13 protein-coding genes are annotated in these 14,148 nt (G+C 50.6%); all 13 read right to left on the reverse strand.

Annotated elements, in window-relative coordinates:
- A complete protein-coding gene (locus tag ACTQ1O_RS01455) occupies positions 1-807 on the reverse strand; it encodes a hypothetical protein (protein WP_441485799.1) in 807 nt (268 codons plus the stop codon).
- Entirely contained in the window at positions 804-1,901 is a 1,098-nt protein-coding gene (locus ACTQ1O_RS01460) for a DUF6077 domain-containing protein (RefSeq protein ID WP_441485800.1), read from the reverse strand. Before ACTQ1O_RS01460 ends, ACTQ1O_RS01455 begins: the two co-directional genes overlap by 4 nt.
- Before the next feature lie 77 nt (positions 1,902-1,978).
- Positions 1,979-2,899, reverse strand: a complete 921-nt coding sequence (locus ACTQ1O_RS01465; protein ID WP_441485801.1) for a glycosyltransferase family 2 protein — start codon at positions 2,897-2,899, stop codon at positions 1,979-1,981.
- A 257-nt stretch (positions 2,900-3,156) separates the two neighbouring features.
- Positions 3,157-4,077: a dTDP-4-dehydrorhamnose reductase gene (gene rfbD, locus ACTQ1O_RS01470; protein ID WP_441485802.1), complete on the reverse strand. Its 921-nt coding sequence runs from the start codon at positions 4,075-4,077 to the stop codon at positions 3,157-3,159.
- Positions 4,077-5,108, reverse strand: coding sequence for a dTDP-glucose 4,6-dehydratase (rfbB, locus tag ACTQ1O_RS01475; protein ID WP_441475550.1), 1,032 nt, complete (start codon positions 5,106-5,108; stop codon positions 4,077-4,079). The genes rfbD and rfbB overlap by 1 nt, the downstream gene beginning before the upstream one ends.
- A 27-nt stretch (positions 5,109-5,135) precedes the next feature.
- Positions 5,136-6,038, reverse strand: a complete 903-nt coding sequence (gene rfbA / locus ACTQ1O_RS01480) for a glucose-1-phosphate thymidylyltransferase RfbA (RefSeq protein WP_441485803.1) — start codon at positions 6,036-6,038, stop codon at positions 5,136-5,138.
- 145 nt (positions 6,039-6,183) lie between these two features.
- Positions 6,184-7,488 carry a hypothetical protein gene (locus tag ACTQ1O_RS01485; RefSeq protein ID WP_441485804.1) on the reverse strand — a complete coding sequence of 435 codons (1,305 nt, stop codon included), beginning with the start codon at positions 7,486-7,488 and terminating at the stop codon, positions 6,184-6,186.
- Positions 7,489-7,620: 132 nt separating this feature from the next.
- Positions 7,621-9,009, reverse strand: coding sequence for a sugar transferase (locus ACTQ1O_RS01490; protein WP_441485805.1), 1,389 nt, complete (start codon positions 9,007-9,009; stop codon positions 7,621-7,623).
- 154 nt (positions 9,010-9,163) lie between these two features.
- Entirely contained in the window at positions 9,164-9,766 is a 603-nt protein-coding gene (locus ACTQ1O_RS01495; RefSeq protein ID WP_441485806.1) for a sigma-70 family RNA polymerase sigma factor, read from the reverse strand.
- A 188-nt stretch (positions 9,767-9,954) separates the two neighbouring features.
- Entirely contained in the window at positions 9,955-10,719 is a 765-nt protein-coding gene (rlmB, locus tag ACTQ1O_RS01500; protein WP_441485858.1) for a 23S rRNA (guanosine(2251)-2'-O)-methyltransferase RlmB, read from the reverse strand.
- Positions 10,720-11,176: 457 nt separating this feature from the next.
- Positions 11,177-11,707 carry a Mini-ribonuclease 3 gene (locus ACTQ1O_RS01505; RefSeq protein ID WP_441475545.1) on the reverse strand — a complete coding sequence of 177 codons (531 nt, stop codon included), beginning with the start codon at positions 11,705-11,707 and terminating at the stop codon, positions 11,177-11,179.
- 132 nt (positions 11,708-11,839) lie between these two features.
- Entirely contained in the window at positions 11,840-13,324 is a 1,485-nt protein-coding gene (gene cysS / locus ACTQ1O_RS01510; RefSeq protein WP_441485859.1) for a cysteine--tRNA ligase, read from the reverse strand.
- Between the two features lie 242 nt (positions 13,325-13,566).
- Positions 13,567-14,136, reverse strand: coding sequence for a 2-C-methyl-D-erythritol 2,4-cyclodiphosphate synthase (ispF, locus tag ACTQ1O_RS01515; protein WP_441485807.1), 570 nt, complete (start codon positions 14,134-14,136; stop codon positions 13,567-13,569).
- Positions 14,137-14,148: the final 12 nt, after the last annotated feature.

The following is a 14,148-nucleotide window of genomic DNA, read 5'->3' on the forward strand; positions in this document are numbered from 1 at the left end:
TCAGCCCGGCAGTACCCTGCAGATCAGATAGCCGTCCACCATATCCATATATTCAAATCCCACGCTGTTCATCGCGTCTGAATAGAAGGTGCTGTCATAGCTCTCCGCGTCCTCCTGCCGGTAGCCCGGTGCCTGGGAGGGGAGCATCACCAGGTAATCATAATCCATGTTCAGCATGCTGCCGCGGACAAGGTTCAGGTCCGGCTGCGGTTGCGTCATCTGCTGATATACAGAGTACTGATCACCCCCGATATAATCGATATAGCCCCACGCATTCCGCCCGTACATCAGATGAACGTCCGGTGAATACTGACGGATGTAACAGAACAGTGAGAAATCCACTACCGCGCGCGGCTCGCTGTCAAGGTCAAGAAGCGCATCAGCCACATCCACCGATGCCTGCGGCAGCTTGTAACGGTTCTGTGCTCTCACGAAACGATCCTTGTATATGAACGTTCCGGTCGCGGCTGAAACTGCAAAAGCAAGAACGATCACGGCAGCCTTCATGAAGTTTTTCCGCATCCTGCATGCAAGGCTCACCGTTGCTGCCGCGATTACCGGCAGAACCGGCACCATCCAGAACGCCCTCCAGTACGCATAATCAAAAAGCTTTCTCCAGCAATACCGGTAAAGAAGCGGATTAAAGATCAGAACGCCGAGCAGAATGGATGGATAAACGAGAAGCTTTCGTTTTTCCTTTTCCGCGAAAAACAGATAGATCAAGGCAACGATCCATAAAAGCAGAAACCAGTTGCCCGCAAAGGATTCCCGCACCTTATCCAGTACCTGCCTCCATGCCTCTGTCATAGTACGATCCTCCCGATTTTACACATGTAGTAGAGCCCGCCGAACACGACAGAAGGCAGAAGTACCACAGGAACCTTCCAGATCACTCTCCACCTGCGGTATCCAAGAATGTACCAGATCGAGCAAATCCCGATCATGGACGCCGCAATGATGATTCCCATCCCGGAGAGGAGGCAGCAGGCGAAATCTGTGACCAGAAGAATCCAGAAGGCCCTCTCTTCCCCGGCGTGCCTGTACAGATAGATAAAGCAGTACAGGATCATCGGTATTCCCACTCCCGCGACCACGGCCTTCCCCTGCCAGATCCGCAGAAGCGCAAATTCCGACTGTGTATCGGTAGATCCCGCAAAAAAAAGCTGGAGAAAAGCGACAATCAGACAGAATAAAATTGCCTTCCGTCTGTCATCCGCGAACAGTTCCATACCCGCCAGGCAGTAGATCCCATAGCCGAGGAGCAGAAGAATCACCGGAAGTACCGTGTGCGCAAGCACCGCCGGATGCATTGCAGTGAGTCTCGCCAGCATTGCGATGTAGATCATCCACGGAGAGACGGCATCCTTCAGATAGTCTCCGCCCCAGTTCTGGAGATTCAGCTCACCCGTCGCGGCATTCTCCGTGAGCATCCGGTTGGTCTTCCATGTGTATACCGCATGAGCGATAAACCGGGAATCATCCTCATCCAGATGCATTCCAAACAGATATACCGCACATTGGAAACCCACGATCACAAGCAGAAGCAGCAGCAGAACCAAAGCAGTCCTGTCACGGAAAAGCCCCGGCTGCTTCCGGTGCCTTGCATCGAACCGGATAAACGGAACCTTTCTGCGAACAGAGACGAAGATAATCACAAGCGCCGCCAGAATCAGAAGCCACAGCAGGATCACATGCCGAAAGTCCTGTCGAAGGAAAATCATGGGAACTGCCACCGCCTCAAAGGACGCCCACATCAACAGATTTCCGGCGACGAGATTCAGAACGGACCGTCTGACACGGTTATTCTCATATAGATGCAGAAGATCCGTAAGGATAAATCCGCAGATGCCGGGGATCACCAGAAACACAAGCAGCAGTCCCGGAATACTATTAATCAGCATATAAAACACTTTCTCTGTCTTGTTTTAAGATATTGCAGTCTGTTATTTTACCATGTTGTTTCCGGATTGTAAAATCGTCAGATATAGAACATCTGTCCCAGGATTCTGACCATGTCCCCCTTCAGAAAGCGTCCCTTAAGCAGGGCAGCCATCCTTCTCGGCTTTGAAAAGTCCGGAATACGCAGAAACTCCTCGAGTGCGTTCTTCGAGTCTTCAGGCATTATACTGCCGAATCTCTCATACAGCAACCTTGCCTCCGCAAAATTCAGCTTCAGATTATATCTGGTATTCCTGTCCATCAGCTTACCGATACGATAGGAAAAGCTTCTGACATTCACCGCACTCACCACATTATCGCCGTGCTGCCGGTAGTACATCAGCTTTTCCGGAAGATGGACGACCTCACCAATGGCGCTGACATACTGCGCGGCCCACCAGTCATGCATACGGATCCTCGGATCATAATCTCCCATAAGCCGGTAAGCTGCCCGGTTCATCATGACCGTGCATCCCGTCACATAATTCTGCACCAGAAGATGTCGGAAATCTGTGCGGTGTCCGTAGACCTGCAGTTGCTTCTCGCGGACCGGGACGGGATTCAGCGCCGCGTCTGCCACAATATAGTCAGAAAAAACCAGAAGCGGACAATCCGTGCCTCTTGTCTCCTCCTTTTCTGCCATGACCTGCAGCGTCCTCCTGACCTTCTCCTTTTTCCAGACATCGTCCTGATCGCAGAACATAATGTATTCCCCGGCCGCATGCTTCACGAGCTCCATGAAATTTGGCGTCGGCCCTCCGCAGCGGATCTGATCACAAATCACGCGAATCTTCTCCGGATATTTCTGTGCATAATCCTCCAGGATACCCCGTGTGCCATCAGTGGAACCATCGTCACGGATCAGAATCCGGATATTCTTCTCCGATTGCGAGAGAAGAGACTCCAGCTGCTCGGCCAGATATCTCTCTCCATTATAGGTTGCAAGCAAAATTTCTACCATATATTTATCCTGATAAAATGTCTGTTGCGGATCACTGCCTGTATACATTGCGTCAGCACTGGTCTATGATTGAATGCACGCGCGAACGCAAAAAGGAACGACCGCAGTAAAACGGTTTCTTTCCTCTCGGAATCCCAGGTTTTATGCGACTGTTCCTTTTCTCTTTGATCCGGCTTTCAATGCCCGCTCACATCCGCCGGCTTTACTGTCACAGCGGATTCAATGGTGTTTATATCTGTCCGCCTCATTCGCCGATATCAGCCGATCTCACCGATCTCAACCAGAAAACGATGCAGCGCATCCTTCCAGTCCGGAAGCGGCCGAAATCCATTCTCAACAAGCTTCGATTTGTCCAGGCGGCTGTTAAATGGCCGCGCCGCCTTTGAAAGTCCATACTCCGCAGTGGTAACAGGAGTAACCCTGGTCTGCATGCCGGCCTGTCTGTATATTTCTTTTGTAAAGTCATACCACGAAATAAATCCGCCCTCATTCGTAGCATGATAATACCCGTACTTTTCGGTTTCGATCATATCCACCAGAAGCCGCGCCAGATCCAGCGTGTAAGTCGGCGTTCCAATCTGATCATCAACCACACGTACCTCCGGGTGCGTCCTGCCTACATTCAGCATCGTGCGGATGAAATTCTTTCCGTTCAGTCCGAATACCCAGGCAATACGCACGATGAAGTACTTCTCAAGGATCTCAGAGACGGCGAGCTCCCCTCCCAGCTTTGACTTTCCATACACATTGAGTGGAGCGTAGTCCCTGCAGTCCGGCTTCCATGGTTCTGTTCCCTGTCCGTCAAACACGTAATCCGTGCTGATGTAGACCATCTTTGCATCCGCTTTTCGCGCTGCGCGGGCGATATTCCTTGTTCCGTCCACGTTGATCGCCATGACCTTCGTCCTGTTTTCCTCGTCCTCCGCAGCATCAACTGCAGTCCATGCTGCACAGTGCACAATGACATCCGGCTTCACCTCCGAAATAACACGGTCAACCGCATCCTCGTCCGTTATATTGAGAGATACATACGGCATCCCGGTTACCGCTGATCCGTCATTGATACCGCTGTAGGAAGGAGCAAGATCCGTTCCTACCCCTTCCAGGCCTCTTGCCGCCAGCTCATTCATTACATCGTGTCCGAGCTGCCCGGCCACGCCTGTCACAAATACCTTCATCAGCCGATAACCTCTTTCTTCCCGTACATCTCATTATAATAGTTCTGATAATCACCACGGATGATGTTCTCCCACCATTCCTTGTGATCCAGATACCACTGAATGGTCTTCTTGATCCCATCCTTGAACATCGTCTCCGGCAGCCAGCCGAGCTCATTGTGGATCTTGGTCGGGTCAATGGCGTATCTCTGGTCGTGTCCTTTTCGGTCGGTAACATGCTCGATCAGAGAATATGGCTTGCCCAGATAATCCAGGATCAGCTTTACGATATCGATGTTGTGCATCTCATTGTGTCCGCCGATGTTGTAGACCTCTCCAACTGTTCCCTTCCGCATGATGAGGTCGATGGCCTTGCAGTGATCCTCCACATAAAGCCAGTCACGTACGTTCAGGCCCTCTCCATAAACCGGGAGTTTTTTGTCCGCCAGCGCATTCGCGATCATCAGAGGAATCAGTTTCTCCGGAAACTGATAGGGACCGTAGTTGTTCGAACAGCGGCTGATCGTTACCGGGAGCCCATAGGTTCTGTGGTATGCGTTAACCAGAAGATCCGCAGATGCCTTGGATGTGCTGTACGGACTGGAGGTGTGAATCGGCGTATCCTCATGGAAAAACAGATCCGGGCGGTCCAGCGGAAGATCTCCGTAAACCTCATCCGTGGAAACCTGATGATATCTGTGAATGCCATACTTGCGGCACGCGTCCATCAGCACCGAGGTTCCGATGATATTCGTCTCGAGGAAGATCGTCGGATTCTCGATCGAACGGTCCACATGAGACTCCGCGGCGAAATTCACAACGATGTCCGGTTTTTCCTCCTCAAACAGTCTGTAAACTCCCTCTCTGTCACAGATATCAAGTTTGACAAAGCGGAAATTCGGCTTTTCCAGAACCGGCGCCAGCGTAGACAGGTTGCCTGCATAGGTCAGTTTGTCCAGGCAGATGATCCTGTCCTCCGGATGCTGCTCCATCTCATAGAAAATAAAATTACTTCCGATAAATCCGGCGCCGCCGGTTACAATAATATTCATGATTTTCTCCTTTGCTTCCGTCATGCTTCAGTCATTGTGAAGGATATCGACGTATTTGTTGTTCAGAACATCCATAAGATACTGGCCATACTGATTCTTCTTCAGCTCCTCATACTCCCGGAGTACCTGTTCCCTTGTGATCCAGCCGTTCAGATAGGCAATTTCCTCGAGACAGGCGATCTTGCGGTGCTGATGCTGCTCTGTGATCTTTACAAAGTTTGTGGCATCCACAAGACTCTCATGTGTACCGGTGTCCAGCCAGGTAAAGCCCTGCCCCAGAAGCTCGACATTCAGCTCTCCCTTCTGCAGATAGATCTTGTTCAGGTCCGTGATTTCCAGTTCTCCTCTGGCCGACGGTTTTAACTTCCGCGCATACTCCACCACACGGTTGTCATAGAAATACAGTCCGGTCACACAGTAATTGCTCTTGGGTTTCGCGGGCTTTTCTTCGATGGAAACCGCTCTTCCATCCATGTCAAACTCTACGATGCCAAATCTCTCGGGGTCATCGACATAATAACCGAACACAGTAGCTCCCTTTCCGGTTTCTGCATTTTCCACGGCAGCCCTCAGGCGTTTCTTCAGACCATGGCCGGCGAAAATATTATCTCCGAGGATCATGGCAACCGGCTCATCCCCGATAAAGTCCGCTCCGATGATAAAAGCCTGAGCGAGACCATCCGGAGACGGCTGCACCTTATACTGCAGCGAGATGCCGAACTGATGCCCGTCTCCGAGAAGCTCCTCAAAGCGCGGCGTGTCCGCCGGCGTTGAAATAATCAGGATGTCCCGGATCCCCGCGTTCATCAGAACGGAAAGCGGATAGTAGATCATGGGTTTGTCATAAATCGGGAGAAGCTGCTTCGATGTCACCTTAGTCAGCGGATATAACCTGGTTCCGGATCCGCCTGCCAGAATGATTCCTTTCATATCAATGCCTTTCTGTACTCTGTATATCTTTTTTCTTTTGTTACCTGTTTCTCTGTTGACCGTTTTCCCTGTTAACCGGTTTTATTTACGCGAACAGTGAGCCGCAGCCGAATGCGAAGTATTCGTGTGCTGCCTGCTCCCTCTGTTACGCAATTATGGAAGACCGCGGCAGAAGTTTCTGTTCCTCCAACGCTCGTTCGAGCGTCCGGTTAAACGCATCCTGTGTAAAATTTCTGCGATACAAATCCACACATTTTCTGCGTGCCTGAGGATCTTCCGCAACTGCAAGCAGCCTGTCCAGAAGCAAATTCAGGTCTTCCTGCGACATCGTCATCAGATCGTCAGGAATATTTACACCAATCCCGCATGTCGACGCGAATTCCCATAAATCTCCCTTGATACTGTTGATCAGCGGAACCCCATACGACAGATAGTCAATCGATTTCATCGAAAGACCGACATGCACATCGGTCCGCATCACATTGATGCCCAGGCAGCAGCGGGAAAGAATTTCTTTCTTCCGTTCTTCTTCATAGACAGCTCCGCGGCAGACAGTCTCGACCCCTCTGTTCCGAAGCTCCCGGATAAAATCATCTCTGTGCTCTCCCTCTCCGATAATATCCGCAATAACCTTCCTCCGGCCGTTCAGAGCCCCCAGAAGATATGCAATCCTCGGAATATCAATGATGTTGTTGATTGCACCGATGTATGCAATACGGAGACTCTGTTCCGGGCAGGACTGTTTCCTGATCACGGCATCATCGGCCACGGCATCACGGACTGCGGCATCATCAGCCACGGCATCATGGACTATGACTTCATCGGTACCTGTCTTCTCCGCATTTGCCACACCTCCGGAATCTGTCCAGATTCCTTCACCTGCCGCTCTATATTTATTATCGCCGGAAAGTTTGCACCAGTAAAGAGTATATGTTCTGTTCTCCGGTAAATCAAGCTGTTCCCGATAAAAACCACATTCCGTGAAGATCACGTCAGCACATCTCAGATGATGATCCCGAAGATTTCTCCATCTCCGGATCGGCGCAAGGTGAGCTGCCGCCCTCAGAGGGAGTGATTCCGGCCACAGATCAATCAGATCAAAAATCACACGGGCGCCTGTTTTTCTGTGAATCCGTTCCGCTTCCACGGCAAAAGAATTGGCAGGTATCATAAAATAAATCAGATCAAAATTCCCGGATTCCAGATATGTTCCCGCTTCAAACGCAAACCGGCGAATAGCCCTGAGCCGCGTAAGGGAAAGATTCCTGGTATATGGTCTGAGGTGGATGTAGACATGATTTTCCGCTTCTCTTTGAACCGTTCGTTTGCCATGATGATCGAAATCTGAAAAAACGCGAACAGCGGTATGCCCTTTTTCCTCGAAAAATCGGGCTACCGCCTCTGCTCTGTCTTCAAATGTTGAGGAATGCGTTACGATCGCAACCTTCATAAAGATCCCTTTCCAAAAATATCAGGATAATACCTGGCAAAAATCCGACGGCAGAAGCCGCTACTTCCCCACATAGACTGTCCTGTTCTTCTCGCTGTCAACGTTCTCCGCGCCATACACAGATCACGTCTCTCAGCTGCCGTGCTGTTCCTCATTCTGCCTGGTTTTTTCGTTCATCTTCTGCTGAGCTTCCTGATCAAAGCCCTCCGTGCTTTCCGGCTGAAATACAGTTCTTGCAGTCAGCAGCACCAGCTTGATATCCATCAGGATCGACTGATTCTCAATATACATCAGATCGAGGAGAAGCTTATCATGCGCGGAGGTGTTATACTTGCCAAATACCTGAGCGTAACCGGTAAGTCCTCCCTTGACCGAAAGACGGTAACGAAATTCCGGTATTTCCCTGACGTATTCGTCCACGTGTTCCACCCGCTCCGGTCTGGGGCCGACGAAACTCATATCCCCCTTCAGAATGTTGAAAAACTGGGGAAACTCGTCCAGCCGGAACTTCCGGATCACCCGTCCGGTCCTTGTAATTCTGGGATCCTTATCCGTTGTCGGAAGGACTCCGTACTTATCCGCATCGACAACCATACTCCGGAACTTGAGGATCTCAAAAACTCTCGCGTCCTTGGTATAACGCTTCTGGCGGAAGAATACCGGCCCGTGATCCTCTGCTTTGATGCAGATGGCGACAAACAGCATAACCGGAGAAGTGACGATGATAAGAAACAGAGAAAAAACAATATCCAGCGCACGCTTTATCCCCTGATATTTCTTGTTATTATAGTTATACTCATATTTCATCAGAGGAGTATCCAGAAGATGCTTTGGCTCACAGCCGAGGCCAAAGATATCCAGAAGCTCAGGGGTGTAGTAGAAATTCTTCTTGTGCTCAATGCACATCTCACTCACAGACGCCCTTGTCTCAAAGGTGACTCCATACATGATGACGGTACTGCAACCTTGCATGTGCTGCAGCAATATTTCTTCCCCGATCTCTTCTCTCTCGGTATAGATAACGGAAAACAGATGCTTGTATTTCTTCAGGAGTCTCTGTTCAAAGGCAAGCACCTCCTCCGGGCTGATCTTTTTCCCGTAAATTACCAGCGTCTTCTGCGGAGCGACATGCTTCATGAAGTACCGCTTCGTAAAAACGACAATGTTTATTGTTCCGACCAGCTGAAGCAGAACAATAAAAGCTCCCGGCAGAATATTGACCACCTGGTTGTAGATCAGGCAGCACTCTACATACAGGATAAAATCCGTAATGGCAAACGAAATAAACTGCGAAAAGACAATTTCTCCCATATTGGTGGACGCGATACGGAATGCCTTGTACACACTGCAAAGGAGATTGTAAATGATATAAAAGATCAGGATACTGGCGATCATGCCGGGTATCTTGTAGGTGTCAAACGCGTAGTCGTTATAAAAGAATGCCCATACAAGCGCAAACAGGCCGACATTCCATAGACGGAGTACCAGCCTGGCAGAGTGGGTAACTTTTTTGTTCTCCATATTTATCCTCGTTACCTTTCGTCAGGAAAGGATGATGACATAGTTAGATTAATTTTAGCATACGCGAAGTTCCTTGTAAAGAAGCCGGGATCTGACGTCCTCTCCGGATTCATACTCCCCAACCTGCCATCTGGGCAGAATTTTCTCTACATGTTCAAGGCCCTTTTCGGATTACAATCTCCTGCACCTTCCCGCGAATTCTCTGGAGAGCATTGTCTATGGATTTCGGGGTCCGGTTCATTCTCCCGGCAATCTCATGATAATCCATTCCGTCCAGATAAAATTCGAGAACCTCTCTCTCCATCCGGCTCAGTGCCTGATTGATCTCATCTCTGAGATTTCTGGCATTTTCAAAATCAATCAAAATATTCTCCGGGCTGTCCGCGGCGCCCAGCTCCGCGTCTTTGCGGTTATCCTGGAGCTCACTTATGGAAATCGAGCTGTTTAGAGGTCTGTGCTTTTGCCGGCTGGCGGAGACCACAGCTGTATACATCTGTCTGGATATCAGGAGTCCTGCATAAGTCCGGAAGGATGCGTTTTCATCCGGGTTATAGTCCCGGATTGCCTTGAACAGGCCAAGCATACCCTCCTGCAGCAGGTCCTCCCTGTCTCCGCCGGCCAGATATAGCTCCCTCGCCAGAGAACGGACCGTTTTCTTGTACTTTTCAAGCAGAAAATCCTCGATCCCGGTCTCGCCGCCACGGAGCCGGCGAATCAGCTCCTCGTCCGGAACTCCCTCGTACTCACTGTTTTTCATAATCCTGTATATTGAAGAACAATTTGCTGTCTGAAGCCTCACAGTTTCTGCCAGGCCATTCTGTGGCTGCCGCGAGCCTCTGTGTATCTAACCTGAATCAACCGCCTCGCGTGCAGACGTAATAGGCATTCTGTGGTTGCCGCAAGCCTCTGCGTATCTAACGGATAATTCTGCAATTGCCGGATACTTCAGCGTCTCTGACGAACAATTTCATAGGCCAGCACACCAGCCGCCACGGATGCATTAAGGGAATCGATATCTCCCTTCATTGGAACCGAAGCGACAAAATCGCACTTTTCTCTGACCAGCCGGCTCACACCCTCTCCCTCATTTCCGATGACAAGTCCGATGGGGCCGGTGAGATCCAGGTCATACATCGGGGTTCCGCCCATATCCGCGCAGACAAACCAGATGCCCTCTTTCTTCAGCTCGTCGATGACAGCCGCAAGATTCGTGACCTTCGCGACCGGCGTGTAGTTAATGGCACCGGCAGAGGCCTTTGCGACGGTCGCCGTCAGGCCTACCGCGCGGTGTTTCGTAATGATTACGCCATGCGCCCCCGCAAGATTCGCGGTACGGATAATGGCTCCAAGATTGTGCGGATCCTCGATCCCATCCAGAAGAAAGAGGAAAGGTTTCTCCCCCTTTTCCTTTGCTGCCTTCAGCATGTCGGAAACCTCGGCATAAGGATAAGAGGCGACAATCGCAATCACCCCCTGGTGGCTTCCGGTCTCGGACATCATGTTCAGCCTTTCCTTCGGAACGTAGCTGATGATTGTCCCGGCTTTTCTGGCCTCCCTTGCAATTGTCATGATCATTCCGTCGTGCAGGTTTTCCTGCAGATAGACCTTGTCTACGCTCCGGCCTGAACGAAAGGCCTCAAGCACCGCATTTTTCCCTTCCAGACGGTTCGGATTCTCCTCGAACTCCCGGTCCGTCTCCGTCTGAGGCAGCGCCACTGTTCTTTCCGTTCTTTCCCTTCTTCTCAGGTTCTTATCCTTATAGCTTTCGTTTCTTCCGGACGCTTCATTGCTTTCGTTTTTCCCGTACATTCTTCTGTAACGGTCATTCTTGTGAGATGCGCCTCTATAACCGCCACTTCTTCCGGATTCGTCCCTCATGTCACTCTTATAAAATCCGTTTCTTCCGGATCCATCTTCACGATATCTGTCCGAACCGCCTCCGTGCCTCCCGGCACCCGGCCTCTGTCCTCTCGAAGATCCATTGTTTCTATACGAATTTTTCATCATATCCTCCTGTGTGTCGATCCATCTGGAATTGCGGGAGCGCAAAGTACGGAGCAATCCGTCGCTTATGCAGTACGTGGCGCTGTTAACAGCATACGCGTTACTGTAATAGTTCTTTAAAAGGCAGACAGACCGCCCTGTCGCGAAGCATAAGCAGGTTTGGCTATGGCTTTGCCGTCTTCCCTGTGTGGTTGTCCGGATCTGTTTCCTTTTCCGCAATACGGAAGGGAGATTCTCCGAGATTCCGGTAATGTTCTGAAATCCCTGTACTGACGAGCTCCACCAGTCTTCCGACATCTCCCTTCAGATACAGATATCCGCAGACAGCCTCAAAACCTGTAGCTCTCCGGTATTCCTGAATACTTGCGTTCTTAGCGTGCGTATATGCCTTGGCATTCCTGCCCCGATGAAACACACGCTTCTCATCCTCTGTCAGGAGATCTCTCTCCTCGAACACACCAATCATCTCCGACTGTGTCTCCGCCTTCACCAGGCTGCTGGCCGTTCGATGAAGCTTATTCACAGGAGCATTTGATTCCCGCACAAGCAGCGTCCGTATGATCAGCTCATAGATGCAGTCTCCGATATACGCAAGCGTCAGCGGTGAATACTGTTTCGCGTCAAAATCCGGAAGCGCGTATTTTTCCTCCAAATTGCGGACGAGCTCCGCCGCCAGATTTTCTCTCTCATCCAATCTGTTTTCCCTCTGCTTTTCTTCTGCTTTTCTTCCGTCACAGGCAACCCTTCCGGAAAAATCGCGTCCTCTCCTGTTTCATCTCTGCTGTTTATTTCGATTCTTCCCGCTCACATCAATCATCCGGGAAGATTACTTTCTCTCCCACTTCACGCCATCCCGGGTATCTTTCAATATGATGCCTTTTGCGAGAAGCTCATCGCGGATGGCATCGGCCTTTGCAAAATCCTTCGCCTTGCGGGCCGCATTCCGTTCAGCGATCTTCTGCTCAATCTCTTCGTCCAGATCTTCCTCCCTGACATCAACGATCAGTCCGAGAATATCGGACAGTTCGACAATTTCCTTCTTCACCGCCTCAGCGAACTCCCGGGAACTGTCTGCGGTCACTTCTACATTCGCAAATTTCACGAGATTAAAAATCGCCGTCTCAGCGTCCGCCGTATTCAGGTCATCGTCCATTGCCCTCTCAAATTCAAGGCGGAAACGCCGCATATCCTCCGGCCAGATCTCTGCTCCGGTCATCGGGTCCTTTTTGAGCTCAAACGGGATTCTTCTTCCCTCTTCATCGATGCCGAGCTTTCTCTTCTCATCCTCCGTCAGGGGCATGCTCTTTGCCCCGGCAATGTGATCATTCAGAGTGCTCACCGCGGTTCGGATCCTGCCGAGGGATGCCTTTGCGGCCTCCATGATATCGGCACTGAAGTTCAGAACCCTCCGATAATGCGCCGAAAGCATGAAGAAACGGAGAACCTGAAGGTCATAATGCTCACCGACCTCACGCACTGTCTTGAAGTTTCCAAGTGATTTCGACATCTTCACGTTGTCAATATTCAAAAATGCGTTGTGGAGCCAGTAGTGAGCAAACTCCTGACCGGTCGCGCACTCCACCTGAGCGATCTCGTTCTCATGATGTGGGAAAATCAGATCCTCTCCGCCTGCATGAATGTCGATGGTGGTCGCGTGCAGATACTTTCGGGACATCACGCAGCACTCGGTGTGCCAGCCCGGTCTTCCATCTCCCCAGGGGCTTTTCCAGAAGGGTTCCCCCTCCTTTTTGGGTTTCCAAAGTACAAAATCGAGCGGGTCTTCCTTCTCCGCCTCACCCGTTACCTTCAGATCCCGGAATCCCGAACGCAGATCATCAAGATTCTTATGGGAGAGCTTGCCATATCCCGGATCCTTTCTGGTGCGGAAATAAACGGTCCCGTTCACATTGTATGCAAATCCCTTCTCCTCCAGATCCCGGATCAGGCGGATCATACCGTCGATCTCCTGCGTTGCGAGAGGATGAGTCGTGGCCGGAAGAACATTCATGTCTGCCATGTCCTTCTTTGTCTCCCGGATATACTTCTGCGAAAGCTCCGCTGCCGTTACTCCCTCCTCATTCGCTCTCTGAATAATCTTGTCATCGACATCGGTAAAATTCGACACATAGTTCACATCATAACCCTTGTAAGTCAGGTAGCGCCGAAGCGTATCAAACACGATCATGGGTCTTGCGTTGCCGATATGAATCAGGTTGTAAACGGTTGGTCCGCATACATACATCGTAACCTTGCCCGGTGTAATCGGTTTAAACTCCTGTTTCGTCTTTGTCAGTGTATTATAAAATCTGATTGACATCTGGTCTGCCTCCTGTCATATATCATAACGGCCACGATGTGGCCGGATTCTTCTCTTTTAATCTGCATACGGTTTAATCTGTATACGATTTTTAATCTGTATCCGATTTAATCTGCATCCGGTTCTATCTGCATCCGATTCTATCTGCATCCGATTTAATCTGTATCCATCCGATTTAATCTGCATCAGATCATCCGGATCTGTATCCGGATGCGCGTCCGGGAACTGTCTGACAATTACCGGACATCTGCTTCGATCTTGGCAAGCGTATGCATCGGACAGGAAGCGCATCCTTGTCCGGAGCCTTCCATGCGGTCATCCGGCATCCGCTCCAGCGCTCGTTCAATCAGGCACACCGCCTGCGCGGAAATTCCTTCTCCGCTCCCTGTGAAGCCGAGGCCCTCCTCCGTAGTCGCCTTGATATTCACCTGATCCTCAAGCAGGCCAAGCGCTTCCGCAACGTTTCCGGCCATCTCATCCAGATATGGCCTCAGCTTAGGCCTTTGGCAGATGATCGTGCAGTCAATATTCGAAATGATGTACATACCGTCCTCAAGCATACCGCCGACTTTCCGGAGCAAATCCATACTGGACGCTCCCTCATACGCGGGATCTGTGTCCGGGAAATGATAGCCGATATCCTTCATCGCAGCAGCACCGAGAAGTGCATCCATGATGGCATGCAGAGCGACGTCGGCGTCAGAATGCCCCAGAAGTCCTTTCTCATATGGTATCTCAACGCCGCAGAGGATCAGCTTCCGTCCCTCTTGCAGCTTGTGTACATCATAGCCTGTTCCTATTCTCATTCTGTGATAAGC

The sequence above is a fragment of the Bilifractor sp. LCP21S3_A7 genome (genome assembly GCF_052118825.1).
GTDB lineage: Bacteria > Bacillota > Clostridia > Lachnospirales > Lachnospiraceae > Bilifractor.

What these genes read in the sequence shown, in the direction of transcription:
- ACTQ1O_RS01485 (WP_441485804.1), bottom strand. Translation starts at nt 7,488, where the DNA reads ATGAAGGTTGCGATCGTAACGCATTCCTCAACATTTGAAGACAGAGCA.
- ispF (WP_441485807.1), bottom strand. Translation starts at nt 14,136, where the DNA reads ATGAGAATAGGAACAGGCTATGATGTACACAAGCTGCAAGAGGGACGG.
- ACTQ1O_RS01455 (WP_441485799.1), bottom strand. Translation starts at nt 807, where the DNA reads ATGACAGAGGCATGGAGGCAGGTACTGGATAAGGTGCGGGAATCCTTT.
- ACTQ1O_RS01465 (WP_441485801.1), bottom strand. Translation starts at nt 2,899, where the DNA reads ATGGTAGAAATTTTGCTTGCAACCTATAATGGAGAGAGATATCTGGCC.
- rfbD (WP_441485802.1), bottom strand. Translation starts at nt 4,077, where the DNA reads ATGAAGGTATTTGTGACAGGCGTGGCCGGGCAGCTCGGACACGATGTA.
- rfbB (WP_441475550.1), bottom strand. Translation starts at nt 5,108, where the DNA reads ATGAATATTATTGTAACCGGCGGCGCCGGATTTATCGGAAGTAATTTT.
- rfbA (WP_441485803.1), bottom strand. Translation starts at nt 6,038, where the DNA reads ATGAAAGGAATCATTCTGGCAGGCGGATCCGGAACCAGGTTATATCCG.
- ACTQ1O_RS01460 (WP_441485800.1), bottom strand. Translation starts at nt 1,901, where the DNA reads ATGCTGATTAATAGTATTCCGGGACTGCTGCTTGTGTTTCTGGTGATC.
- ACTQ1O_RS01490 (WP_441485805.1), bottom strand. Translation starts at nt 9,009, where the DNA reads ATGGAGAACAAAAAAGTTACCCACTCTGCCAGGCTGGTACTCCGTCTA.
- ACTQ1O_RS01495 (WP_441485806.1), bottom strand. Translation starts at nt 9,766, where the DNA reads ATGAAAAACAGTGAGTACGAGGGAGTTCCGGACGAGGAGCTGATTCGC.